Genomic DNA, 24,929 nt, shown 5'->3' with positions numbered 1-24,929 from the left:
GGCTGGTGGGAACGGCGGGCGCGGGGAGGGTGGTTACTTGCCGAAGGCCATCATCAGCTTCTCCTCGGCTCCGTCCTGGCCGCTCAGCCGGTTGGAGGCGATGATGAAGCGACCGCCGGACCAGACCATGGCGCTGTCGAGGAAACCGCTCTCGATCTTCGCCACCCCGTCGGGGTTCCGCAGCAGCGTGCCGGGCCGGTGCGCGCCGGAGCCGGTCGGGATGGACAGCACCCGGCCGCCCTGGCCGTAGGACGCGTCGGCGTACGCGACGAGGCTGCCGCCCTGGAGTCCCACGGGGACCATCGGGCGGGCGATCGGTGACGTGACCCGCCACTTCTCCTTGCCGTCGGCCAGGCCGATGGCGTAGATCTCGTTCGCCGCGTCGGTGGTCTCGGTGGGCAGGTAGAGGTTCTTGGCGTCCACGGCGACACCCCGGCAGTTCTGCAGGCCGCGCGTCAGCGAGGACCAGCCGCAGCCGGGGGCGAACTTCTTGTCGACCTTGACCTCGGAGCTGACGCGGCCGCCGCTGCCGAGGACGGAGATGTTCCACGCCTTCTTGTCGCGGTTGGTCAGGTAGACCACGAGCGGGTTCACGGAGAAGACGCGCTCGACCTTCCAGCCCTTGGTGCCGGGCCGGGTCCACTTGGCCTTGCCGGTGGCCGGGTCGAGCTCGCGGATCTCCTCGCGCTCCTTGGCACCGCCCGCGCCGCAGGAGGTCACCTCGATCAGACGCCCGCTGCCACCGGCGTACGCGGCGGGGTAGCAGTCGTCGTACTTCTTGGTGTCGTACAGCTTGCGGCCGGTCGCCGCGTCGTACGCGGTGCCGGAGATCGAGCGGGTCACCATCAGGGTCTTGCCGGTGAGGGTCAGCTCGATGCTGCGGGTGCTGTCGAACAGACCGGTGCCTTCGGCGACTTGGGCGTGCCAGCCTTTCTTGCCGGTGTCGAGGTCGACCTGCTGGAGCTGGTTGCAGTCGGCGCGGTCGCTGACGCCGTTCATGTAGGCGATGACGATCCTGCCGTCGGCGTCGGCGTCGCGGGTGACCGCGCAGACCTCGTGCGGCAGGGTGATCGGGTCCCAGGCGGGCTTGCCGTCGGCGACGCGGAGGCCGATGACCTCCTTGTACGCGGCCTTCACCGCGGTCTTTCCGGTGACCCAGAGGCCGGGCGCGTCCGCGCCGTCGGCCGGGGCGTCGGGCGCGGACCTGTACCAGAGCACCTTCGACTCGCCGGGCTTGCGGCCCGCGTTGAGGTCCTCGGCGTCCGAACGGCCGTCGCCCTTGCCGTCACCGGAGTCGACGGAGGGGGAGGCGGTGGCCGAGTCGCTGGTGCCGCCGGTCGGGTGGGCGACGGGCTTGTCGTCGTGCCCGCCGCCGGTGACCGCGTACACGGTGCCGCCGACGAGCAGCAGCGCGGCCACGACGGCCCCGGCGATCAGCGCGGTGCGCTTCCGGCCCGGCGGCTTGCCGGGGGCGCCGGGGTACGGAGGCTGCGGGTGCGTGCCGTAAGGGGGGCCGGGCGGGGGGCCGTAGGGGCCGGGGGCCTGGCCGTAGGGGCCGGGCTGCCCGTACGGGCCGGGGGGCTGCTGGGGGTAGCCGTAACCCGGCTGGGGCGGGCCCTGCGGGGCACCGAAGCCGCCCTGCACCGGGGGCTGTTGGGGTGCGCCGAAGCCGCCCTGCGGCGGCGGGCCCTGCGGCGGCTGATCCCGCGGTGGCTGGTTCTGCGGCGGCTGGTTCTGCGGTGGGCCGAACCCGCCCTGCGGCGGCTGACCGGGCGGCTGGCTCATCAGCGCGCTCCCCCTCGTTCACTGATTTTTAGCCCTCGGACAGCCTTTCTATCACCCACCACCGACAGCACAGGGGCCCGTGCGAGCCCCTGTGCCCAAGGACGAACCACCCCGTGATGCGCCCGTTACGCACCCGCCGGTATGGCCGGATTCCGCCGTACGCGCCCATGACTAGGCGCTACGCGTCCTCGGCCAGCTCCAGCCAGCGCAGCTCCAGTTCCTCGCGCTCGCCGACGAGTCCGCGCAGTTCGGCGTCGAGTTCGGCGACCTTGGCGAAGTCGGTGGCGTTGTCCGCGATCCGGGTGTGCAGCTTGGACTCCTTGTCGGAGATCTTGTCCAACTGCCGCTCGATCTTCTGGAGTTCCTTCTTCGCAGCCCGCTGGTCGGCGGCGCTCTTCTCCGCGACGGCGGGGGCGGGTGCGGCGGCGGCCGACCGCTGGGCCACGGCCTCCTCCATGCGCAGGCGGCGCTCCAGGTACTCGTCGATGCCACGCGGCAGCATGCGCAGGGCGCCGTCGCCGAGGAGGGCGAACACCTTGTCGGTGGTGCGCTCGACGAAGAACCGGTCGTGGGAGATGACGACCATCGAGCCGGGCCAGCCGTCGAGGACGTCCTCCAGCTGAGTCAGGGTCTCGATGTCCAAGTCGTTGGTGGGCTCGTCGAGGAAGAGGACGTTGGGCTCGTCCATGAGGAGGCGCAGCAGCTGGAGCCTGCGGCGCTCACCGCCGGAGAGGTCGCCGACGGGCGTCCACTGCTTCTCCTTGCTGAAGCCGAACGTCTCGCACAGCTGGCCCGCCGTCATCTCGCGGCCCTTGCCGAGGTCGACGCGCTCGCGGACCTGCTGCACGGCCTCCAGGACCCTTGTCGCCGGGTCGAGTTCGGCGACCTCCTGGGAGAGGTAGGCGAGCTTGACGGTCTTGCCGACGACGACACGGCCGCCCGCGGGCTGCGTCTCGCCCTCGGTGCGCGCCGCCTCCGCCATGGCCCGCAGCAGGGAGGTCTTCCCGGCGCCGTTGACGCCGACCAGGCCGACGCGGTCGCCGGGGCCGAGCTGCCAGGTGACGTGCTTGAGCAGTTCCTTGGGGCCCGCGGTGACGTCGACGTCCTCCAGGTCGAAGACCGTCTTGCCGAGCCGGGAGGAGGCGAACTTCATCAGCTCGCTGCTGTCGCGGGGCGGCGGCACGTCCTTGATCAGCTCGTTGGCGGCCTCGACGCGGAAGCGGGGCTTGGAGGTGCGGGCGGGGGCGCCCCGGCGCAGCCAGGCCAGCTCCTTGCGGACGAGGTTCTGCCGCTTGGTCTCCTCGGTGGCGGCGATGCGCTCGCGCTCGGCGCGGGCGAAGACGTAGTCGGAGTAGCCGCCCTCGTACTCGTAGACGTCGCCGCGCTGGACGTCCCACATGCGGGTGCAGATCTGGTCCAGGAACCAGCGGTCGTGGGTGACGCAGACGAGTGCGGAGCGGCGCTCGCGCAGGTGCCGGGCGAGCCAGGCGATGCCCTCGACGTCGAGGTGGTTGGTGGGCTCGTCCAGGACGAGGAGGTCCTGCTCCTCGATGAGCAGCTTGGCGAGCGCGATCCGCCGCCGCTCGCCGCCGGAGAGCGGGCCGATGACGGTGTCCAGCCCCTTGGGGAAGCCGGCCAGGTCGAGCCCGCCGAACAGGCCGGTCAGTACGTCCCTGACCTTGGCGTTGCCCGCCCACTCGTGGTCGGCCAGGTCACCGATGACCTCGTGCCGGACGGTGGCCTCGGGGTCGAGCGAGTCGTGCTGCGTCAGCACCCCGAGCCGCAGCCCCCCGGAGTGCGTGACCCGCCCGCTGTCGGCGTCCTCCACCTTGGCCAGCATCCGGATCAGCGTGGTCTTCCCGTCGCCGTTGCGCCCGACGACCCCGATCCGGTCCCCTTCCGACACACCGAGCGAGACGCCGTCCAGCAGGGCCCGCGTGCCGTAGACCTTGCTGACGTTCTCGACATTGACCAGATTGACGGCCATTTCACTCCTGTGCAGGGGGATCGATCAGCCTTCAAGCGTAGGCCCTGCCGGGCGGGGGGCGGCTCGCGCGGGGGCGGTCACTCTTTGTGATGACGTGATCGACGTTCGGCCGCTACCGTGGAAGACGGGCAGCAGGATCTCCGTCCATGGGAGGAACCATGACCGCCGAGTCCGTCGAGCACCAGGTCGAGTGGCCGGTGCCGCCGCAGGACGGGTACACCGTGGATGATCTGTTCACGCTGCCCAATCTCCCGCCGCACACCGAGTTGATCGACGGGAGCCTGGTTTTCGTGAGTCCGCAGCGGCGTTCTCACTATCTTGCGATCAATCTGCTGTTCGACGGGCTGCGCGCCGCTCTCCCCGGGGAGTTCAGCGTCGAACGGGAGATGACCGTCGTCCTGGACGACCGTAACGGGCCCGAACCCGATATCTGTGTGGTCCGGGCCGACGCGGTCACGGGGTTGGATCAGACCCGGTTCCGGGCCGAGAACGCGCTGCTCGTCGTGGAGGTCGTCTCGCCCGAGTCCGGGTCCCGCGACCGCACGACGAAGCCGCACAAGTACGCCGCCGCGGGAATCCGGAACTTCTGGCGCGTCGAGCAGGACGGACCCACCGGCGGCCTGTTCGTCCATGTCTATGAGATCGACCCGCTGACCAGCCGGTATGTGCATATGGGTCTGCACAAGGACAAGCTCGACGTCGAGATGCCCTACCCGATCGGCATCGACCTGACCGCCGTCTGACCGGCTCAGAGAACCGTCGCCCCCGGTACCGGTCCCGCAGCCGTGCGGGTGGTGCGGCAGGTGCCGGAGTCTTCGAGGGCCGTCGCGACCCGGGTCGCGGTGGGGGCGTCCGGGACCAGGAAGGCGGTCGTCGGGCCCGAGCCGGAGACCAAGGTGGCCAGGGCGCCTGCCTGGCGGCCGGTGGTGAGGGTGGTGGCCAGGTCCGGGTAGAGGGAGAGGGCGGCGGGCTGGAGGTCGTTGGTGAGGGTGGCGGCCAGGGCTTCCGGGTCGCCCTTCGCCAGGGCCGTCAGGAGGGCCGGGTCGGCCTCCGGGGCCGGAATCTCCCGGCCCTCGGTCAGGCGGTCGAACTCGCGGAACACCGCCGGGGTCGACAGGCCGCGCTCCGCCATCGCGAACACCCAGTGGAAGGTGCCGCCGACCTCCAGCGGAGCCAGTTTCTCGCCGCGTCCGGTGCCGAGTGCCGCGCCGCCGACCAGGCTGAAGGGCACGTCGCTGCCCAGCTCGGCGCAGATGTCGAGCAGCTCGGCGCGCGTGGCGCCCGTACCCCACAGCGTGTCGCAGGCGACCAGCGCGCCCGCGCAGTCGGCGCTGCCGCCCGCCATGCCGCCCGCGACCGGGATGTCCTTGGCGATGTGGAGGTGGACGGCGGGCTCGATGCCCCGGCGTCCGGCGAGGGTGAGCGCGGCGCGGGCGGCGAGGTTGGTGTGGTCCAGGGGGACCTGCGCGGCGTCGGGGCCGGAGCAGGTGACCCGGAGTTCGTCGGCCGGGGTCACGGTGACCTCGTCGTACAGGCCGACCGCGAGGAAGACGTTGGCCAGGTCGTGGAAGCCGTCGGGGCGGGCGACGGCCACGCCGAGCTGGACGTTGACCTTGGCGGGGACCCGTACGGTGACGCTCACGCGGCTGCTCCCCCATGGCCCTTGTGCTCGGCGATCCGCGCGAACTCCTCGACCGTGAGCGCTTCGCCGCGTGCCTGCGGGGAGACCCCGGCGGCGACGAGCGCGGCCTCGGCGGCGGCGGCCGACCCGGCCCAGCCGGAGAGCGCGGCGCGCAGCGTCTTGCGGCGCTGGGCGAAGGCGGCGTCGACCACGGCGAAGACCTCCGCGCGGGTGGCCGTCGTCTTGACCGGCTCGGTGCGCCGGACCAGCGAGACCAGGCCGCTGTCGACGTTCGGCGCGGGCCAGAACACGTTGCGGCCGATCGCCCCGGCGCGCTTGACCTCGGCGTACCAGTTGGCCTTGACCGAGGGCACGCCGTACACCTTGGAACCGGGGGCGGCGGCGAGCCGGTCGGCGACCTCGGACTGGACCATCACCATGGTGCGTTCGATGCTCGGGAAGGTGGCGAGCATGTGCAGCAGGACGGGGACGGCGACGTTGTAGGGCAGGTTGGCGACGAGCGCGGTCGGCGGCGGGCCGGGGAGTTCGTCGACGAGCATCGCGTCGGAGTGCACCAGCGCGAACCGGTCGGCGCGGTCGGGCATCCGGGCGGCGACGGTCGCGGGCAGGGCCGCGGCCAGTACGTCGTCGATCTCGACGGCGGTGACCCGGTCGGCGGCCTCCAGCAGGGCCAGGGTGAGGGAGCCGAGTCCCGGCCCGACCTCCACCACCACGTCGTCGGGGCGCACCCCGGCGGTGCGCACGATGCGGCGGACCGTGTTGGCGTCGATCACGAAGTTCTGGCCGCGCTGCTTGGTCGGCCGTACGCCGAGCACGGCCGCCAGTTCGCGGATGTCGGCGGGACCGAGGAGGGCGTCGGGGGTGGGGCTGCTCACGGGACAAGGGTACGGGGCGGCGAGGGCCCCGCTGCCCCGCCTCAGCCGCGCAGGCGTGCCCCGCAGTGCGGCCAGGGCGAGGTGCCGTGGCGCTGGTAGAGCGTCCTGGCCCGCTGGGTCTGCTCCCCGGGCGGCGCGTCCTGCGGGCGTCCGCTGCCGCCGAGGGCGTGCCAGGTGGCGGTGTCGAACTGGTAGAGCCCGCCGTAGGTGCCGGAGGGGTCGACGGCGTCGGGGCGGCCGCCGGACTCGCAGACGGCCAGGGCGTGCCAGTTCAGGTGGTCGCCGCCGGACGCGGTGGCGGGGCGGGCCTTGGTGCCGACGCGGACGGTCTGGCGGCGCGGCTCCCGGACCACCTCGGAGCGGGTGCGGCGGGGGCGCTGCCGGACGCCGTTGACGGTGCGCAGCAGGTAGGTGGTGCGGCGCAATCCCGGCCGTCCGGCCTGGTCGACGACCTCGGTGCCTTCGAGCAGCGTGGGGTCCTCGGTGCGGCGCACGGCGTACGGGATCTCCTCGTCGTGCGTCTCGTGGGTGCCGGTGATCCGCAGCACGGTGATCGTCTGGCCGTCGCGCGGGAAGCTGGTGCCGGGGACGGAGGTGGTGTCCTGGCCGTGCAGGGTGATCCCGGCCTCGTCGAGTGCCTCGGTGACGGTGGCGGCGTTGGTGCGGACGGTGCGGGTGCGGCCGTCGGCCATGATCGTGACGCTGCGCTCGGTGCGGACGTCGAGGGCGAGTCCAGCGCGGCCGATGGGCAGCGAGCGGGAGGCGGAGAGGTAGGCGCCCTCCGCGCGCACCCCGAGCTGGCGCAGGGCGCCGTCGACGGTGTCGGCGGTGGTCCACACGACGCGGCGTTCGCCGTCGATGGTGAGCCGGACGGGGCGGCCGTGGCGGACGGCGATCTCGTCGCCGTCGGTGAGCGGGGTGCCGGGGGCGGGGGCGACCACGTCGTGCGGGCCGACCCGGACGCCCTCGTCGGCGAGGAGTCCGGTGACGTCGTCGGCGAAGGTGTGCAGGGTGCGGGGGTGCCCGTCGACGGTCAGCTCGACCGCCTTGTCCTCGGCGACGAAGGCGGCGGTGCCCCCGGCGAGGAAGGCGACGACCAGCGCCTGGGGCAGCAGCCGCCGTACCGGTGACTCGGGCCGGGCGGCGGCGCGGCGTCCGCGGCCCGCCGGTCTCGGGCCCTCCGGTGCCGTGCGGGGCGGGGGTACGGCCTCGTAGGCGGGCCGGTAGGTGTCGCCGGGCACGCCGTACGGCAGGGTCAGCGCGCTGTGCACCGACGGCACGGCCGGTTCGTCGCCGAGGGTGCCGTGGGGGCCGTACCGCTCGTACTGCTGGGTCACCGCGACACGCTCCAGGCTCGTCGGCCGATCGGGCCCCCAGAACCTAGCGGAGCGGGCGTCACTCTCCAAAGCGGCACGGCCACACAGGGTCACGACTCGAACGGGTGCCCTCAGTACCCGAAGGCGCGCGCGGTGTTGGCGCCGAGGGCTGCGGCGAGGGTGTCCTCGTCGGTGCCGCGTACCGCTGCCATGGCGCGGACGGTGACCGGGATCAGGTACGGGGCGTTGGGGCGGCCGCGGTAGGGCGCGGGGGTGAGGAAGGGCGCGTCGGTCTCCACGAGGACCAGCTCCAGCGGGGCCACCACGAGGGCGTCCCGGAGGTTCTGGGCGTTCTTGAAGGTGACGTTCCCGGCGAAGGACATGTAGTAGCCCTCGCGGGCGCAGATCTCGGCCATGTCGGCGTCGCCGGAGTAGCAGTGGAAGACGGTGCGCTCGGGGGCGCCCTCCTCCTTCAGCACGCGCAGTACGTCGGCGTGGGCGTCGCGGTCGTGGATGACCAGGGTCTTGCCGTGCCGCTTGGCGATCTCGATGTGGGCGCGGAAGGACCGCTCCTGCGCCTCCTTGCCCTCGGGGCCGGTGCGGAAGAAGTCGAGGCCGGTCTCGCCGACGCCCTTGACCTGCGGGAGCGCGGCGAGCCGGTCGATCTCGGCGAGGGCCTCGTCGAGCGCGGCGTCCCCGCCGGGCTGCCGGGCGCCCTGCCTCGACCAGCCGTCGGGGTCGCCGTGCACGATGCGCGGCGCCTCGTTCGGGTGCAGGGCGACCGTGGCGTGGACGCTGTCGTACGCGGCGGCCGTCTCGGCGGCCCAGCGGGAGCCCGCCAGGTCGCAGCCGACCTGCACGACCGTGGTCACGCCGACCGACGCGGCCTTCGCGAGCCCCTCCTCGACGGTGCCGGACTGCATGTCGAGGTGGGTGTGGGAGTCAGCGACCTCGACGCCCAGGGGCGCGGGGAGCGGGGGCGGCGCGTTCTTATCACCGGCGTTCGAAGGCATGCCCCCGATCCTACGGAAGGGCCCTAGCTCGCCCGGCGCTGGAAGGGGTGCAGCAGGTCGGAGAGGTGCCAGTGGTGGGCGGCCGGTGCGGGGGGCTCCGGGACCGGGCCGCGTACGGAGGACACCTGTCCGGCGCGCATGATCCGTACGACGTGCCCGTCGCAGTTCTGGCACACCGGTCGGCTCAGCGGGGAGGGCACCACGCGGCCCTCGGTGACGTACCGCACGCGCTCATGGCCCTCGGTGTCGGTGTGGTGCTCTATCGCGTACGACTGCTCCCAGCCGTGCCCGCAGCGCATGCAGGCGAACGCGTACGACTCGTGAACGGCGGCGATCTGCCCGGCGACCTCACTCATGCCAGCTCCTGCGGTCCACAGGTGCCCCCCGGTACGGAGGGCGGGGACGGGTTCCGCCCCTTCGACCAGTGGACGCCCGCGCCGCCGCGAACGCACGCGACCTGTCGACTGTTGGACGCGCCTTGGACGTTCCTTGCCGAACGGGTCCGCCGGGGCCTGTTTCCCTTTGCCCGCCCGCACCCGCCATTTGCCCGGCCATGGGGCGCACCCCGGCATACGCGCCGCGCGGAGGGCGCGGGGACCGCTCAGCCCGCGGTGCGCTTCGAAGCCACCACCGCGTCGAACACCACCCGCTTGGGCAGCCCGGCCTCCACCGCGACGGCCGCGATGGCCTCCTTGCGGCGTTCGCCGGCCTCCTCGCGGACGCGGACGCGGCGGACGAGTTCCTCGGCGTCCAGTTCCTCGGGCCCGGACTCGGGGGCGCCCTCGACGACGACGGTGATCTCGCCGCGTACGCCCTCGGCGGCCCAGGCGGCCAGGTCGGCGAGGGGGCCGCGCTTGACCTCCTCGTACGTCTTGGTCAGTTCGCGGCAGACGGCGGCGCGGCGGTCGGCGCCGAAGACCTCGGCCATCGCGGCGAGGGTGTCGTCCAGGCGGTGCGGGGCCTCGAAGTAGACGAGGGTGCGCCGCTCCTCGGCGACCTCGCGGAGCCGGGACAGCCGTTCGCCCGCCTTGCGGGGCAGGAAGCCCTCGAAGCAGAACCGGTCCACCGGCAGCCCGGACAGCGCGAGCGCGGTGAGCACGGCGGACGGGCCGGGCACGGCGGTGACCTTGATGTCGTGCTCGACGGCGGCGGCGACCAGCCGGTAGCCGGGGTCGGAGACCGACGGCATCCCGGCGTCCGTGACGAGCAGCACACGGCTGCCCTCGCGCAGCGCCTCCACCAGCTCGGGGGTGCGCGCGGACTCGTTGCCCTCGAAGTAGGACACCACGCGGCCGCCCGGCGTCACCCCGAGGGCCTGGGTGAGGCGGCGCAGTCGCCGGGTGTCCTCGGCGGCGATGACGTCGGCCTCCGCCAGCTCCTTCGACAGCCGGGGCGGGGCGTCCGCGACGTCGCCGATGGGGGTACCTGCGAGGACAAGGGTTCCAGTCACGGGGACCATCCTCCCAGGGGTGCCGGGCGGGGCGGAAACCGATCGCGTCCCAATCGGTACCGCGCTTGCGCGGGACTCACACGGCACGTTTCCCTACCATGGCGCGGTGACCAGTACCGCGTCCTCCACGGACCTCCGGCAGGGCCAGGCGCCGCCCGACGACGAGCGGCCGTCCTGGCAGCGGCGGCTGCGCCGATTCGGCTACGTACCTCCCGCGGGCGCTCCCGCGGCCGATGTACGGGACCGGCTCGTGCCGCCCTACGCGCAGCCCGCTCCGCGGGTGTGGCAGCTGCTGGGCTGCCCGCCGCACCTGGCGGACCGGATCACCCGGTGGTCGGGCTGGGGCGGGCCGCTGCTGGTGACGCTGTTCGCGGGCCTGCTGCGGTTCTGGCACCTGGGCAGCCCGCGCGCGGTGATATTCGACGAGACGTACTACGCCAAGGACGCCTGGGCGCTGGTCCACCGGGGTTTCGAGGTCAACTGGGACAAGAACGCCAACGACGCCGTTCTCGCCTCTCACGGCCACCTCGCCATCCCCACGGACGCCGCGTACGTGGTGCATCCGCCGGTCGGCAAGTTCGTGATCGGCCTCGGTGAGCTGCTCTTCGGGTTCGACCCGTTCGGCTGGCGGTTCATGACCGCGCTGCTCGGCACGCTGAGTGTGCTGCTGCTGTGCCGGATCGGGCGCCGGATGTTCCGCTCGACGTTCCTCGGCTGCCTGGCAGGCGGGCTGATGGCGGTGGACGGCCTGCACTTCGTGATGAGCCGGACCGCGCTGCTGGACGGCGTGCTGATGTTCTTCGTGGTCGCCGCCTTCGGCTGTCTGGTGGTGGACCGGGACCGGGCGCGGGAGAAGCTCGCCGCCGCGCTCCCGGTCGACCCGGACGGCGTGGCCCGCCCGGACGCCCGCGTCGCCGACACCTTCCGCTTCGGCTGGCGCCCCTGGCGCTGGGGCGCGGGCGTGATGCTGGGCCTGGCCTTCGGCACCAAGTGGAACGGCCTGTACATCCTGGCCGCGTTCTGCCTGATGGCGGTGCTCTGGGACGTGGGCGCCCGCAAGGTCGCCGGTGCCCGGCACCCGTACGAGGCGGTGCTGAAGTACGACACCGGCTTCGCGTTCCTGGCGACCGTGCCGGTGGCGATCGCGGTGTACCTCGCCTCCTGGATCGGCTGGATCCTCTCCCCCACCGACGGCACCGGCGGCTACTTCCGCAACTGGGCCGCGACCGACGGCCGGGGCGGTTCCTGGACCTTCCTGCCGGACTGGCTGCGCAGCCTGTGGCACTACGAGCACGAGGTCTACAACTTCCACGTCCACCTGTCGTCCCCGCACACCTACCAGTCCAACCCGTGGAGCTGGATCGTGCTGGGCCGCCCGGTCTCGTTCTTCTACGAGTCCCCCGGCCCCGGCTCCGCGGGCTGCCCGATCGGCACCACCGACAAGTGCGCCCGCGAGGTCCTCGCCCTCGGCACCCCCATGCTGTGGTGGGCGGGCTGCGCGGCGATCCTCTACGTCCTGTGGCGCTGGGCGTTCCGCCGCGACTGGCGGGCCGGCGCCATCGCCTGCGGCGTCGCGGCCGGGTACCTCCCCTGGTTCATGTACCAGGAGCGGACGATCTTCCTGTTCTACGCGGTGGTGTTCCTGCCGTTCCTCTGCCTCGCGGTGGCGATGCTGGTCGGCGCGATCATCGGCCCCCCTCGCTCCACCGACACCCGCCGCGTGGTCGGCGCGACCGCCGCGGGCGTCCTGGTCCTCCTGATCGCCTGGAACTTCATCTACTTCTGGCCCCTCTACACCGGCCAGCCGATCCCGATCGACTCCTGGCGGGGCCGAATGTGGCTGGACACCTGGGTGTAGGCCGGGCCGGGGGTGGGGACACGCCAGGTTTCGCCACCCCCGGAAGGCCGTGGCCTGGGGGTTCGGGGTTCGCCATGGGAACACGCCAGGCGAACACCACCGAGGCCGCCACCGGCAAATCCGGACGAACCACCATCCGGGGCCGGGTGCGGGCCGCTTGAGTGAGCGGGGCACTTGGGGTTTTCTCGTTCCCGGAGGCCCCAGGGGGAGAGCCTCCATCACGGTCCCCGTACGTGTGGGGCCCGGCTCCGGTCACGCACCCCGGAGCCGGGTGGACAGGCGGGGACGGGGCGGGTCCGGACGTACGCACGTCGTCCGGGCCCGCCCCTCGTGCGTCGGCCGTTCAACGTCTCCGTTCGGACAAGTATCGGAAACGACCGCCCCAACTACCTGTGGAGCACATACAGTTCCGTGCGCACCAACTTTTGAACACGTTCAGGAATCTGGTGCGGCAACGGGGACTTCACGGGGAGGAATCGCATGGGCAGGGGAGTCAGAGTCGCGGTCATCAGCGGCGTGTGCGTGACGATGCTGGGCGGGGCCGGGTACGGCATGTACAACATCGCCTCGGCGCTGAACACCACCGCGTCCGGCACCAAGGCCGTACCGACCGGGCCGCCCAGCCGCGAGGAGGTCGAGGAGACCACCGCGAAGTTCTTCGCCGCCTGGGAGAAGAACCAGCCGGAGCAGGCCGCCGCCCTCACCAACTTCCCCGAGGACGCCCGGTCGCTGCTGACCGCGTACGGCTCGGACGCGCACATCACCGGCGTGCACATCACCCCCGGCAAGGCCAGCGGGGAGAGCGTGCCGTTCCAGGTGCGGGCGACGGTGTCGTACGGGGAGGAGTCCCGGCCGCTGGCGTACGCGAGCAGGCTGACCGTGGTGCGCGGGGTGACCTCGCACGAGCCGCTGGTCGACTGGAACCCCGCGCTGGTGCACCCGAGGCTGGCGAAGGGCGACTCGCTGACCGTCGAGGAGTCCGCCACCCCGCAGATCGACGCCGTGGACCGGAACGGCAAGGTGCTGACCAAGGAGAAGTACCCCTCCCTCGGGCCGGTCCTGGACGAGCTGCGCAAGCGGTACGGCGACCGGACGGGCGGCCAGGCCGGGGTCGAGCTGGTGATCCGGCACACCGGCAGCGGCGCCGCCGACACCACGCTGACGACCCTGGTGAAGGGCAAGCCGGGCAAGCTGCGCACCACCCTCAGCGCGAGCGCCCAGGCGGCGGCCGAGGCGGCGGTGACCGACTACACCAACTCCTCCGTCGCGGCCGTCCAGCCCAGCACGGGCGAGATCCTGGCGTTCGCCAACCACCGCGACGACGGCTTCAACGCGGCCTTCCTCGGTGAGCTGGCCCCCGGCTCCACCATGAAGATCATCAGCGCCGCGACCCTCATCGACTCCGGCCTGACCTCGGCGAGCGGCCCGGCGCCCTGCCCGCCGTCGGCCGTGTGGCAGAGCCAGACCTTCACCAACCTCACCGGCCTGACGCCGAACGAGAACGCCACCCTCTCCGAGAGCTTCGCCCGCTCCTGCAACACCGCGTTCGTGAAGTTCGCCGACGACGTGAAGCCGGACTCGCTGTCGTCGGAGGCCGCGGAGCGGTTCGGCATCGGGCGGAACGACTGGAAGGTGGGCGTTCCCTCCTTCGACGGCCGGGTGCCCGCGCCGGACGGCCCCGACCGGGCGGCCGGGCTGATCGGGCAGGGCCAGGTGCAGATGAGCCCGTTGAACATGGCGTCGGTGACGGCGACCGCGAAGACCGGCACCTTCCGGCAGCCGGTGATCGTGCCGCTGGGCCTGGACGGCCGCACGGCCGCCACCGCGCGGGGGCTGGCGCCGGGTACGTCCCAGCAGCTGCGGGCGATGATGAACCGCACCGCGCGCAGCGGCACCGCGGCGGGCGTGATGGCGGGGCTCAGCGGGAACGTGGGCGCGAAGACCGGTTCGGCGGAGGTCGACGGGCAGTCGAAGTCCAACAGCTGGTTCACCGGATACCGGAACGACATGGCCGCGGCCGCGATGACCGAGGACGGCGGCCACGGCATCGACGCGGCCGGTCCGATTGTCGCAAGAGTGCTACGGAGTGCGGGCTGAGATCAGCCGAGTCCGCGGGGACTCTAGGCTGTTGGGGTCGTTGGGGACGTGTGAGGGCTGCGGGGACCCTGGGGAGAGCGCGGAGGACTTGGGACTGTGGGCAAGAGAAGGCGTGCCACCGAACGGCCGAAGACGAAACCCGCCGTGCTCGTCGGCATGATCGCCGTCGTGCTCGGCGGCGCCGGGTTCGGGGTCTACGCGCTGTACGGCGGCGGGGCGTCCGCCGATGAGGCGTCCACGCTGTCGGACCACAAGAGCGTGAAGACCGGGCCGCCCAGCGCGCTCGAGGTGAAGACGGTCACCACCCGCTTCCTGACCGCCTGGCAGCAGGGCCGGATCGCGGAGGCGGCCGCCGCCACCGACGACGCCCCGGGCGCCACCGCCCTGCTCACCGGGTACGCCAAGGACGCCCGGCTGAAGGACGTCACCCTCACCGCGGGCACGGCGGTCGGCGCGAAGGTGCCGTTCGCCGTCAAGGCGACGGTCGCGTACCAGGGCGTCAGCAAGCCGCTGGCGTACGGCAGTTCGCTCACCGTCGTACGCCGGGCGAGCGACGGCGTGGCCCTGATCGGCTGGCAGCCCGGTGTCGTGCACCCGGAGCTGAAGGACGGCGACACCCTGGTCACCGGCGAGTCCGGGACCCCGCCGGTGAAGGCGCTGGACCGCACCGGCGCCGAGCTGACGGTGGCCACCTACCCCTCGCTGGGCTCGGTGCTGGACGGGCTGCGGGAGAAGTACGGCAAGACGGCCGGCGGCAAGGCGGGCGTGGAGCTGCGCGTGGTGCGCGGCAAGGCGTCGGAGAAGGCCGGTCTCTCGGACAAGACGCTGGTGGAGCTGAGCGAGGGCACGCCGGGCACGGTGCGGACCACGCTGGACCCGAAGTTCCAGGCGGCGGCCGAGCAGCAGGTGACGAAGCGGAAGCAGGCGTCGGTGGTGGCGCTGCGCGCCTCGACCGGCGAGATCCTCGCGGTCGCCAACAGCGGCCACGGCTTCAACATCGGCTTCCAGGGCTCGCTGGCCCCCGGCTCCACCATGAAGGTGATCACCTCCTCGCTGCTGATCGACAAGGGCCTGGCGGAGGCGGACAAGAAGCACCCCTGCCCGAAGACGTTCGACTTCGGCGGCTGGAAGTTCCACAACGACGACGACTTCGAGATCAAGGACGGCACCTTCAAGGCGAGCTTCGCCCGCTCCTGCAACACCGCCTTCATCAGCCAGGCGAAGAAGCTGAAGAACGACGACCTGACCAAGCAGGCCCAGCAGGTCTTCGGGCTCTCCATGAACAACTGGTCGATCGGCGTGCCCACGCTGGACGGCTCGGTGCCGGTGCAGTCGGCGGCGCAGATGGCGGCCTCGCTGATCGGGCAGGGCGGGGTGCGGATGAACCCGCTGAACATGGCGTCGGTGGCGGCGACGGTGAAGACCGGCACCTTCCACCAGCCGTACTTGGTCGCCCCGTCCGTGGACCACCGCAAGCTGGCGACGGCGTCCCGCACGCTGTCCCCGAAGACGCTGGGGCAGCTCCGCGAGCTGATGAGCTTCACCGCCGCGTACGGCACGGCGGCCGAGGCGATGTCCGGTCTCGGGCCGGACTACGGCGCCAAGACCGGTTCGGCGGAGGTCGACAGCCAGGACAAGCCCAACGGCTGGTTCACCGCCTACCGCGGCGACCTCGCCTCGGCGGGCGTGGTGCAGGCGGGCGGCCACGGCGGCGACACGGCCGGTCCGATCGTCGCCACGCTGCTCAAGCTCGGCGGCTGATCAGCTCCGGACGGGCTCGACCGTGTAGGTGCGCAGCAGGAACCGGGTCAGCGACTTCATGTCGAACTGGACCACGTCCACGCCGTCCGGGGAGTGGAACTCCAGGACCGCCTGGACCCGCCCGCACGGCCAGACCCGTACGTCCCCGCTCTCGGCGGGGGCCCGCAGGCCGTCCTCCAGCAGGGACCGGGAGAAGGTCCACTCGGCGGGGCCGGGCAGGTCGACCTGTACGGAGAGGGGGTCGGCGTCGGGGTCGTAGCGCAGCACCACGCGTACGGCGTCGGGGTCGTCCTCGGCGTCCGTGACGATGTGGGCGCGCGTGTACTGCTCGACTACGGACATCGGATCGCCCTCTCACGTTCGGTGACCCTCAAGGAAGCCGCACAGCCGCTTCGTCTCTAATGTCGCATATTTTCCGATTTGCGCCTCAGGGGCAGAGCTGAGCGAGGCCGCCTCGCTCTTGCAAGGCATTCGCAACAAGCGCCTAAAATCGAAGGGTGCATGTACCTGACGGATTCATAGACGCCCCCACCTCCGCTGTCACCGGGGTGGTCGCCGCGGGCGCCCTCGCGGTGAGCCTGCGCGGCGCCCGCCGTGAACTGGACGAGCGCACCGCGCCGCTGGCCGGTCTGGTCGCCGCGTTCATCTTCGCCGTACAGATGCTCAACTTCCCCGTGGCGGCCGGGACGAGCGGCCATCTGCTGGGCGGAGCGCTGGCCGCGATACTCGTCGGCCCCTATACGGCCGTGCTGTGCGTGTCGGTCGTCCTGCTCATGCAGGGCGTACTGTTCGCGGACGGCGGGCTGACCGCGCTCGGTGTGAACATCACCGACATGGCGATCGTCACGACCGTGGTCGCCTACGCCGTCTTCAAGGGCCTGCTCGCGGTGCTGCCCCGCTCCCGGCGCTCGATCACCGCCGCCTCCTTCGTCGCCGCGCTGCTCTCGGTACCGGCCGCGGCCGTCGTCTTCACGCTGATCTACGCGATCGGCGGCACCACGGACGTGTCCATCGCCAAGGTGGCCACCGCGATGATCGGCGTCCATGTGCTGATCGGCATCGGCGAGGCCGTGATCACCGCGCTCACCGTCGCCGCGGTCGTCGCGGTCCGCCCCGACCTCGTGTACGGCGCCCGCGGACTGCGGCAGAAGCTCCGGCTCCGGGTGAATGGCGAGCTGGTCGACGCCCCCGACGCCGCCCCGGCCCCGGCCGCCGCGCGCACCTCCCGGCGCACCCTGTGGATCACCGGCCTGGTGACCTCCCTGGTCCTCGCCGGGTTCGTCAGCTTCTACGCCTCCGCCAACCCGGACGGCCTGGAGAAGGTCGCCCACGACCAGGGCATCGACAAGAAGACCGCGCCGCACCACTCCTCGGACTCCCCGCTGGCCGACTACGGCGTCAAGGACGTGGCCGACGCCCGGCTCTCCGGCGGTCTGGCGGGCGTGATCGGCGTCGGCGTCACCATCGTCGCGGGTACCACGGTCTTCTGGGCGGTGCGCCGCCGCCGCGACCACGACACCTCTCCCGCGAACACGAGCGTCTGACATGGGAGCGGGTCACGCCCACAAGCTCTACCGGCACGGGCACTCCGCCGTGCACCGGCTGCCCCCGCACACCAAGCTGGCGGCCGTCTTCGCCTTCGTCGTGGTGGTGGTCTCCACCCCGCGCGAGGCGATGTGGGCGTTCGGGGTGTACGCGCTGCTGCTGGCCTGCGTCGCGTATCGGGCGCGGGTGCCCGCCGGGTTCCTGCTGAAGCGGCTGCTGATCGAGGTGCCGTTCGTCGCCTTCGCGGTGCTCATGCCGTTCGTCGCGGAGGGCGAGCGGGTGCACGTCCTCGGCCTCTCGCTGAGCGTCAACGGCCTGTGGGGCGCCTGGAACGTGCTGGCCAAGGGCACGCTGGGCGTCGCCGCCTCGGTCCTGCTCGCCGCCACCACCGACCTGCGCGAGCTGCTGCTCGGACTCCAGCGGCTGAAGCTGCCGCCGCTGCTGGTGCAGATCGCCTCCTTCATGATCCGCTACGGCGACGTCATCACCGACGAGATGCGCCGCATGCGGATCGCCCGCGAGTCGCGCGGCTTCGAGGCGCGGGGGGTACGGCAGTGGGGGGTGCTCGCCAAGTCGGCGGGCGCGCTGTTCATCCGCTCCTACGAGCGGGGCGAGCGGGTCCATCTGGCCATGGTGAGCCGGGGCTACGCCGGGTCGATGCCGGTCATCGACGAGGTCACCGCCACCCGTGACCAGTGGCTGCGCGCCCTGGCCCTGCCCTGCTCCGCCCTCGTCGTCTGTCTGCTGGGATGGTTCCTGTGAGTACCGCACCGCTGTCGCTGGAAGTATCCGGCCTCGCCTTCGCCTACCCCGACGGCCACCAGGCCCTGTTCGGCGTCGACTTCACCGTGCCGCGCGGTGAACGGGTCGCGCTGCTCGGGCCGAACGGCGCGGGCAAGACCACGCTCGTGCTGCATCTGAACGGCATCCTGTCCGGCGGCACCGGCACGGCCACCGTGGCCGGACTCCCGGTCGGCAAGCGGCACATGGCCGAGATCCGGCAGAAGGTCGGCATCGTCTTCCAGGACCCCGACGACCAGCTCTTCATGCCGACCGTAAGGGAGGACGTGGCGTTCGGCCCGGCGGCGGCCGGGCTGAAGGGGGCCGAGCTGGCGGAGCGGGTGCGGACCGCGCTGGAGCAGGTCGGCATGGCCGACTTCGCCGACCGGCCCCCGCACCATCTCTCCTTCGGGCAGCGGCGCCGGGTCGCGGTGGCGACGGTCCTGGCGATGCGGCCGGAGATCCTCGTCCTGGACGAGCCCTCGTCCAACCTGGACCCGGCCTCGCGGCGCGAACTGGCCGACATCCTGCGCTCGTTGGACGTCACGGTCCTCATGGTCACGCACGACCTGCCCTACGCCCTCGAACTGTGCCCGCGCGCGCTGATCCTCAGCGACGGGGTGATCGCCGCCGACGGCCCCACCGGCAAGCTGCTCTCCGACGAGGCGCTGATGCGGGCGCACCGGCTGGAGCTGCCGTTCGGCTTCGACCCGCGCACGGTGGCGCTGGACGCGTAGGACTTCTGGGCCGAGGAATCCAAGGCCGTACGGCCGTGTTTCACTCGTGAGTGTGGGCGAGGAAAGGGACACGGGCGTGGATGTGCGGGTGAACGGCACGGTGGCCGAGGGCTTCGAGCCGGTGGCGGAGGCGTTCGCGGCGAACTTCGCCCGGCTCGGCGAGCGGGGCGCGGCCGTGGCCGTGTACCGGGACGGGCACCGGGTCGTGGACCTGTGGGCGGGCACCCGTGATGTCGACGGTTCCGCCCCCTGGGAGCGGGGCACCGCGCAGATCGTGCGCTCCGCCACCAAGGGCGTCGCCGCCGCCGCGCTCCTGCTGCTGCACCAGCGGGGCCTGCTGGACCTGGACGCACCGGTGGGCGCGTACTGGCCCGAGTTCAAGGCGGCGGGCAAGGAGCGCGTCCTCGTCCGCGACCTGCTCGCCCACCGGGCGGGCGTGCCGGTGCTGGACCGGCCGCTGACCCCCGCCGAGGCGGCCGACCCGGACCTCGGCGCGGCGGCGGTCGCCGCGCAGGCGCCGGTGTGGGAGCCGGGCACGGACCACGGCTACCACGCGCAGACCTACAGCTGGCTCACCGGTGAGCTGATCCGCCGGGTCACCGGGCGCCCGGTCGGCGAGTTCCTCGCGTCCGAGATCACGGCGCCGGCCGGGGCGGACATGTGGCTGGGGCTGCCCGCTGCGGAGCAGGCGCGGGTGGGCCGGGTGGGGCCGGTTTCCGCGCCCGAGGCGTCCGGTGCGCTGAAGGTACGGCCCAAGCGCGCCGTGGCCGACGCCTACGCCGACCCGTCCTCCCTGACCCGGCGCGCCTTCGCCGCGATCACCCCGCTGCCGGACGAGAACGCGCCCGCCTACCGTTCGGCCGCCCTGCCCGCCTCCAACGGCATCGCCACGGCGGACGGGCTGGCCCGCGTGTACGCGTCCCTCATCGGTGAAGTGGACGGCGGTACACGGCTGTTCACCCCGGAGACGGGGGAGTTGGCCCGCACCGAGGCGTCGGCGGGCCCGGACCGCGTCCTCGTGGTCGGCACCCGCTTCGGCCTCGGCTTCATGCTCCACGGCCCGGCGTCCCCGCTGCTCACCCCCGGCTCCTTCGGCCACCCCGGCCGCGGCGGCGCCCTGGCCTTCGCCGACCCGGAGTCCGGCATCGCCTTCGGCTACGTCACCAACGGCTTCCGCACCGGAGTGACGGCGGACCCGAGGGCCCAGGCGCTGGTGCGGGCGGTACGAGAGGTCCTCGGACGGGGCTGAAACTGTGCGGCTGAAATCGGCCGTCACCGCGACCGAAGGACTGATTCAAGCCAAGCAATAAGAAGGTAAAGGCGCCCGTCGAGCCGCGTATACGCAGGTCATTGCGGTAACCATGTGAACTCCCCCCGCCCGCTGGCCAATTTCATGGTGGCCAAGTGATCGACAAGTGGGTAACGTGCCCGTGTGTTCGACGCCCGAAAATCGAACGCCGAGCCTTGTCGGATTCCTCTCTGACCAAGAGGGTTCGACAGCAGACAAGTAATCGGGGGAAAGAAGTCCGGGGGCCCTTTCGGTTTCCACGCCTGTTCAGGTCTTCTGCGAGGGCTTTCTCCCCCTTGCGACGACGCAAGGGATCACTCGAATGAACCGCAATACTCTGCGGATGGCGGCGGCTTCGCCAAGGCCATCGCCCCCGGGCTGACCCGGCCGACGCCGGGACACAGAGACACGGAGCGTCCCGGATGACCGATACCAAGTCCCCCCGCCTCGCCACGGAAGGCACGTGGGTCCTTCCTCTTCTGGCACTCGCACCGCTGGCGGTGCTCGGACTCCTCACGGAGCATTCCCAGCCGTGGCTCGCCATTTCCTGGGGCCTGTTCGCCCTGTCCGCCCTTTTGGTGGCAGCCGGATGGGCATCGGTGCTTCGACATGGTACGCGCGGGACCACGGCATGGGGTACATGCGTTCTTGCGCACGCGGTATTGGCCTGGCAGCTCATTTCCCTCGTTTGGCAATAGGCGACACAGGCCACCTCACGCGCTGTATGACACCTAGCCGAGGGACGGCAATCGGGGGAAGAGGCCCGCGCGGCGACCTTTCGATTTCCACGCCTGTTCAGGTCTTCTGCGAGGGCTTCCTCCCCCTTGCGACAATGCAAAAGAGACCTACATCAACCGAACCAATCCGAGTACGGTTGACGATTCGGCCAGGACCTCGACCGACGACCGGCCCTTCGCGCAGGCACTGGTCGGCTCGCACCTGTCCACGCCGAGACGCCAGGACGGGCTGATCGCTTTCGCACGTCACACGTGGATGGCGTGCGAGATGCGGCCGGAGTCCTGGTCGATCTCCTCGTGCGCCTTGGTCAGCAGGCGCATGGCCAGTTCGTTCAGGGCGCGGGCGCCCGCGATCTCCTCGCCGACCCTCGGCTGGTTGGCGTCGACCCGATGCCGGGTGGCGTGCCCGTGTGCCCGTATCTCACTGCCGTCCGGCAGCCGCACCAGGGCCACCGCGCGCGTGTGCTGGTCGTCCTCCTCGAACTCCAGCTCGATGTGCCAACCCACGGAGTTGTGCATCATCCCGACCACCTCCGAAACCACCGTTTCCCTGCTTCCAGGGTGCGCTCGCCTCCGGCGAAGTTCACATCGGACCGGTGACGTCAGTCCGCCGTCTTCTCCTCGAAGCTGGCGAAGTACGCCGCCGCCATGTCCTCGCCCCCGTGGCCCTGGGCCCTCGCGCGGGCGAAGCGGTCGGCGGTGGCCTCGGCCAGGTCGAGGCGGACGCCGCCCCGCTCGGCGGCGGCCACGATCAGCCGGGCGTCCTTCTCGGCGGTGGCCACGGCGAACGAGGCCGGGGTGAGCTTGCCGTCCATCACCAGCGCGGACTTGGCCCGGAGGTAGCCCATGTCCAGCGGGCCGCCCTCGATCAGGTCGAAGAACGAGCGCGGGTCGACACCGAGGGCCTGGGCGAGGGCCAGCACCTCGCCGGTGGCCGCGGTGACCGCGAGCACCCAGTTGTTGGCGACCAGCTTGAGCCTGCTCGCGCTGCCCTCCGCTCCGTCCTCGCCGGTCCACACCGTGCGGGAGCCAACCGCGTCGAGGACCGGCGCGAGGGTGGCGCGGCCCGCCTCCGGTCCGGCGGCCAGCACGGTGAGCTGACCGTCCTCGGCGGGCTTGCGGGTGCCGAGGACGGGTGCGTCGTAGAACTCCAGGCCGTGTTCGCGGGCGAACGCGGCCAGCCGCCCGGTGAGTTCGGTACCGGCGGTGGTGCTCTGCACCCACAGCGTGCCGGGGCGCAGCGCGGGCGCGGCCTCGCGCATCACGTCCAGCACGGTGTCGCCGTCGTACAGCATGGTCAGCACCACGTCCGCGCCCTCGACGGCCTCGACGGGCGTGCCGGTGACCCGGACGCCGTCCTCGGCGAGCGGCTCGGCCTTGGCGCGGGTGCGGTTCCAGGCGCGTACGGGGAGCCCGGCGGCGGCGAGGTTGCGGGCCATCGCGGCGCCCATGATGCCGGTGCCCAGCACGGCGACGGTCGGCCGGTCGGTGGGGGTCATACGGTGGCTCTCCTTCTCACGGGGTGCGGTCCCACGAGGGTTGTGGATCATGCCCTCGCCCCCATCCTGCCCGCAGACCCGGCCCGGCCCACCGTGGCACAGCCGGTCCCGCTGCTACCGGTTGAAGAATTCGACGACTTCCTGCGCGGTCGGCTTGCGGGCGGCGTCCGCGGACTCCTCGACGATGCGCGGGAACAGCACCCGCTCGTACGCGGCGAGCCCGGCCTCCGGGTCGCCGGGGTGCGCGGCGAGCGCTTCGCCGAGTTCGGCACCGTCCAACATCGCGAGGTTGGCGCCCTCGCCGTTCGGTACGGAGAGGTGGGCTGCGTCGCCGACCAGGGTGACGCCGGGCACACGCTCCCAGCGGTGGCCGGGGGGCAGGGTGAAGTGGGGGCGCAGGACAGGCGGGGTGTCGGCGTCGGTGAGCAGCGCGGTGTACTCCGGCGCCCAGCCCGCGTACTCGGCCGCGATCCGGGCGATGGCTGCGGGGCCGTCGGTGAAGTCGACGCCGTCGAACCACTCCAGCGGGCGGGTGAGCGCGGCGTACGTGTGGACGGTCTCGCCGCTCTCCCGGTGCGCGGTGATCGACTGGTCCTCCCAGTCCCGCTCGAACACGGCGAACGATCCGCCGCCGACCATCCTGGCGATGGCCGGGTGCCGGGTCTCCACGTCGTAGAGGTACGTCTCGACGAACGCCTCGCCCGCGTACTCCGGGACCGCATCGGACAGCAGCGGCCGCACCCGCGACCAAGCACCGTCCGCGCCGACGAGGAGGTCCGCGGTGACACAGGTGCCGTTGGTGAAGGTCACCTCGTGGCGCCCGTCGGCCAGCGTGCGGGCGCCGCTGACCTTGTGCCCCCAGCGGACGGTGCCCTCGGGCAGCGCGTCCAGCAGGATGCGGCGCAGCTCGCCCCGCTGCACCTCGGGCCGCCCGCCGGTGCCGTCGTCGGCCTTGTCGAGCAGCACGGTGCCGTCGCGGTCGATGAACCGCATCGCCTGCCGCCCCTCCAGCACGATCTCCCGGAACTCGTCCATCAACTCAGCCGCCTTCACGGCCAACTGCCCGTTGTAGTCATGGATGTCGAGCATCCCGCCCTGCGTACGCGCCCCGGCGGACGCCTCGGCCTCATACACGGTGGCCGTTATCCCGCGCACCTGCAGCACCCGAGCCAACGTCAGCCCGCCGAGCCCGGCCCCGATGATCGTGACGTGAGTGGACATGACTTCTCCTCGCAGAAGGCTCCGCCGGGCGACCACCCGACAACCACCAACCTCCCAACCCGCCCCGACACCCGCCCGACACCGCCCCGACAGCCCCGACAACGGGCCGACAGCAACGCGATTCACCGCACTGCCGAGCTGACTCGCGCCGGGAGGCGGCGGGGGCGGTGGCCGGGCAGGTGCGGGAGTTCGTGAGCCTCAGCGGCGGTGGCGCCGCGCGGCTGACGCGCGAGCAGAAGGGGCGGTTCGTGGCGATCTGCTGGACCGCCCAGATGTACCGGCACTTCCCCGACCCCAAGCCCGCCTACGTGGCCGACTGGCCACAACTCCCCGTCTGGCAGCAGGAGACGGACGCGGACATCTTCGAGGCGGTCGAGAAGTCGGCGGGCTGAGCCTCACGAGAAAGCGGCCCTCGCCTCACCCCGCGTGCAGCATCAGCCCGATCCCCACCACCAACAGCCCCGCCGCCGCGATGCGCGGAGCGCCGAAGCGTTCCTTGAAGAACAGGGCGCCGATGGCCGCGCCGACGATGATCGAGGACTCGCGGAGGGCGGCGACGGGGGCGAGGGGGGCGCGGGTCTGGGCCCAGAGGACGAGGGCGTACGCGGCGACGGAGAGGACCGCGCCGAGAAGGCCGAGGGCGGCGTACGGCTTGAGCTGGCGGACCATGTCGCCGCGGACCCGGTAGTACATGTACGCGGGGATGAAGATGCCCTGCGCGGCCATCAGCCAGGCGATATAGCCGAGCGGGGTGCCCGCGTGCCGTACGCCGAAGCCGTCGAGGACGGTGTACACGGCGATGGTGAGGCCGGTGGCGACGGCGGCGCCGATGGCCTTCCAGTCGGGCCCGCGCCCCCGCAGCCCCCACAGGCTCACCCCGGTCAGTCCGACGCAGGACACGGCGATCCCGGCCGCCGCCCAGCCACCGGGGACCTCGTTCGCGAACACCGCGGCCAGCACGGTCACCACGAGCGGCGCGGTACCGCGGGCGATCGGGTACGCCTGCCCGAAGTCCCCGAGCCGGAAGGAGGTCATCAGCAGGGCGTAGTACGCGACATGCACTCCGGCGGAGATCAGTAGATACGGCCACGCGGGGGCCGCCGGGAGCGGGGCGAACAGTGCCATCACCAGCCCGACGACCAGGCCGCCCCCGGCGATGAGCGTGAACCCGGTCAGCTTGTCGGTGATGCGGTGGGCGATGGCGTTCCACCCGGCGTGGGTGAAGGCGGCCAGCAGGACAGCGGCGGTGACGAGCGGCGTCACCGGTCAGGACCAGTCGTCGTCATACCCGGCACGCTAACCGATCACTGCATGGCCTGTACAAGGGCTTTGGTCACA

The 24,929-nt window shown here is 72.1% G+C and carries 21 protein-coding genes and 1 pseudogene; 9 read left to right on the top strand and 13 right to left on the bottom strand.

The window, feature by feature from the left end:
* Window positions 1-33: 33 nt before the first annotated feature.
* Window positions 34-1,785 (bottom strand): PQQ-binding-like beta-propeller repeat protein, encoded by a 1,752-nt coding sequence (locus tag ACIPPM_RS26495; protein WP_401452268.1) that lies wholly within the window; start codon window positions 1,783-1,785, stop codon window positions 34-36.
* 178 nt (window positions 1,786-1,963) lie between these two features.
* Window positions 1,964-3,772: an ABC-F family ATP-binding cassette domain-containing protein gene (locus ACIPPM_RS26490; RefSeq protein WP_401452266.1), complete on the bottom strand. Its 1,809-nt coding sequence runs from the start codon at window positions 3,770-3,772 to the stop codon at window positions 1,964-1,966.
* 158 nt (window positions 3,773-3,930) lie between these two features.
* Here ACIPPM_RS26490 and ACIPPM_RS26485 point away from each other — a divergent pair, with 158 nt between their 5' ends.
* A complete protein-coding gene (locus ACIPPM_RS26485; protein ID WP_401452264.1) occupies window positions 3,931-4,515 on the top strand; it encodes a Uma2 family endonuclease in 585 nt (194 codons plus the stop codon).
* A 5-nt stretch (window positions 4,516-4,520) separates the two neighbouring features.
* Here the strand turns inward: ACIPPM_RS26485 and ACIPPM_RS26480 are convergent, their stop codons facing one another.
* The 6 genes from ACIPPM_RS26480 to rsmI all read right to left on the bottom strand — a co-directional run bounded on the left by ACIPPM_RS26480 (window position 4,521) and on the right by rsmI (window position 10,068).
* Window positions 4,521-5,414, bottom strand: coding sequence for a 4-(cytidine 5'-diphospho)-2-C-methyl-D-erythritol kinase (locus ACIPPM_RS26480; protein WP_401452262.1), 894 nt, complete (start codon window positions 5,412-5,414; stop codon window positions 4,521-4,523).
* On the bottom strand, window positions 5,411-6,289 hold the full coding sequence (gene rsmA / locus ACIPPM_RS26475) for a 16S rRNA (adenine(1518)-N(6)/adenine(1519)-N(6))-dimethyltransferase RsmA (RefSeq protein WP_401452260.1): 879 nt from the start codon (window positions 6,287-6,289) through the stop codon (window positions 5,411-5,413). Before rsmA ends, ACIPPM_RS26480 begins: the two co-directional genes overlap by 4 nt.
* 41 nt (window positions 6,290-6,330) lie before the next feature.
* Window positions 6,331-7,626, bottom strand: a complete 1,296-nt coding sequence (locus tag ACIPPM_RS26470) for a ubiquitin-like domain-containing protein (protein ID WP_401452258.1) — start codon at window positions 7,624-7,626, stop codon at window positions 6,331-6,333.
* Between the two features lie 110 nt (window positions 7,627-7,736).
* Window positions 7,737-8,618: a TatD family hydrolase gene (locus tag ACIPPM_RS26465; RefSeq protein ID WP_389004932.1), complete on the bottom strand. Its 882-nt coding sequence runs from the start codon at window positions 8,616-8,618 to the stop codon at window positions 7,737-7,739.
* A gap of 23 nt (window positions 8,619-8,641) precedes the next feature.
* Entirely contained in the window at window positions 8,642-8,974 is a 333-nt protein-coding gene (locus ACIPPM_RS26460; protein ID WP_401452256.1) for a hypothetical protein, read from the bottom strand.
* A gap of 245 nt (window positions 8,975-9,219) precedes the next feature.
* Window positions 9,220-10,068: a 16S rRNA (cytidine(1402)-2'-O)-methyltransferase gene (gene rsmI, locus ACIPPM_RS26455; RefSeq protein WP_401452254.1), complete on the bottom strand. Its 849-nt coding sequence runs from the start codon at window positions 10,066-10,068 to the stop codon at window positions 9,220-9,222.
* A 106-nt stretch (window positions 10,069-10,174) separates the two neighbouring features.
* On the opposite strand from rsmI, the gene ACIPPM_RS26450 reads away from it, so the two are divergent.
* The 3 genes from ACIPPM_RS26450 (at window position 10,175) to ACIPPM_RS26440 (ending at window position 15,784) form a co-directional block, all read left to right on the top strand.
* Entirely contained in the window at window positions 10,175-11,926 is a 1,752-nt protein-coding gene (locus ACIPPM_RS26450) for a dolichyl-phosphate-mannose--protein mannosyltransferase (protein WP_401452252.1), read from the top strand.
* A 480-nt stretch (window positions 11,927-12,406) separates the two neighbouring features.
* Window positions 12,407-14,023, top strand: coding sequence for a penicillin-binding transpeptidase domain-containing protein (locus ACIPPM_RS26445; protein ID WP_401452250.1), 1,617 nt, complete (start codon window positions 12,407-12,409; stop codon window positions 14,021-14,023).
* A 96-nt stretch (window positions 14,024-14,119) separates the two neighbouring features.
* A complete protein-coding gene (locus ACIPPM_RS26440; RefSeq protein ID WP_401452248.1) occupies window positions 14,120-15,784 on the top strand; it encodes a penicillin-binding transpeptidase domain-containing protein in 1,665 nt (554 codons plus the stop codon).
* Here ACIPPM_RS26440 and ACIPPM_RS26435 read toward each other — a convergent pair whose 3' ends face one another.
* Window positions 15,785-16,126, bottom strand: coding sequence for an SsgA family sporulation/cell division regulator (locus ACIPPM_RS26435; RefSeq protein WP_401452246.1), 342 nt, complete (start codon window positions 16,124-16,126; stop codon window positions 15,785-15,787).
* A gap of 155 nt (window positions 16,127-16,281) precedes the next feature.
* Here ACIPPM_RS26435 and ACIPPM_RS26430 point away from each other — a divergent pair, with 155 nt between their 5' ends.
* The 4 genes from ACIPPM_RS26430 (at window position 16,282) to ACIPPM_RS26415 (ending at window position 20,095) form a co-directional block, all read left to right on the top strand.
* On the top strand, window positions 16,282-17,328 hold the full coding sequence (locus ACIPPM_RS26430) for an energy-coupling factor ABC transporter permease (protein ID WP_401452244.1): 1,047 nt from the start codon (window positions 16,282-16,284) through the stop codon (window positions 17,326-17,328).
* A gap of 1 nt (window position 17,329) precedes the next feature.
* Entirely contained in the window at window positions 17,330-18,091 is a 762-nt protein-coding gene (gene cbiQ / locus ACIPPM_RS26425; RefSeq protein ID WP_381111092.1) for a cobalt ECF transporter T component CbiQ, read from the top strand.
* Window positions 18,079-18,846, top strand: a complete 768-nt coding sequence (locus ACIPPM_RS26420) for an energy-coupling factor ABC transporter ATP-binding protein (protein WP_401452242.1) — start codon at window positions 18,079-18,081, stop codon at window positions 18,844-18,846. The genes cbiQ and ACIPPM_RS26420 overlap by 13 nt, the downstream gene beginning before the upstream one ends.
* 82 nt (window positions 18,847-18,928) lie before the next feature.
* Window positions 18,929-20,095 carry a serine hydrolase domain-containing protein gene (locus ACIPPM_RS26415; protein WP_401452494.1) on the top strand — a complete coding sequence of 389 codons (1,167 nt, stop codon included), beginning with the start codon at window positions 18,929-18,931 and terminating at the stop codon, window positions 20,093-20,095.
* Window positions 20,096-21,117: 1,022 nt separating this feature from the next.
* Here ACIPPM_RS26415 and ACIPPM_RS26410 read toward each other — a convergent pair.
* The 3 genes from ACIPPM_RS26410 to ACIPPM_RS26400 all read right to left on the bottom strand — a co-directional run bounded on the left by ACIPPM_RS26410 (window position 21,118) and on the right by ACIPPM_RS26400 (window position 23,591).
* Window positions 21,118-21,393, bottom strand: a complete 276-nt coding sequence (locus ACIPPM_RS26410) for a DUF1876 domain-containing protein (protein ID WP_401452240.1) — start codon at window positions 21,391-21,393, stop codon at window positions 21,118-21,120.
* A gap of 80 nt (window positions 21,394-21,473) precedes the next feature.
* Window positions 21,474-22,421: an NAD(P)-dependent oxidoreductase gene (locus tag ACIPPM_RS26405; protein ID WP_401452238.1), complete on the bottom strand. Its 948-nt coding sequence runs from the start codon at window positions 22,419-22,421 to the stop codon at window positions 21,474-21,476.
* A gap of 63 nt (window positions 22,422-22,484) precedes the next feature.
* The gene (locus ACIPPM_RS26400) at window positions 22,485-23,591 is read right to left on the bottom strand and encodes an FAD-dependent oxidoreductase (protein WP_401452236.1); all 1,107 of its coding nucleotides are present in this window, start codon (window positions 23,589-23,591) and stop codon (window positions 22,485-22,487) included.
* A 149-nt stretch (window positions 23,592-23,740) separates the two neighbouring features.
* Here ACIPPM_RS26400 and ACIPPM_RS26395 point away from each other — a divergent pair.
* Window positions 23,741-23,983, top strand: a pseudogene (locus tag ACIPPM_RS26395) (hypothetical protein); the annotation flags it as partial.
* Window positions 23,984-24,008: 25 nt separating this feature from the next.
* Here ACIPPM_RS26395 and ACIPPM_RS26390 read toward each other — a convergent pair.
* Window positions 24,009-24,854 (bottom strand): EamA family transporter, encoded by an 846-nt coding sequence (locus ACIPPM_RS26390; protein ID WP_401452234.1) that lies wholly within the window; start codon window positions 24,852-24,854, stop codon window positions 24,009-24,011.
* Window positions 24,855-24,929 lie beyond the last annotated feature (75 nt).

This window comes from Streptomyces sp. NPDC090119 (assembly GCF_044747085.1).
Classification (GTDB): domain Bacteria; phylum Actinomycetota; class Actinomycetes; order Streptomycetales; family Streptomycetaceae; genus Streptomyces.
This window is presented reverse-complemented; position numbering and strand designations above follow the sequence as displayed.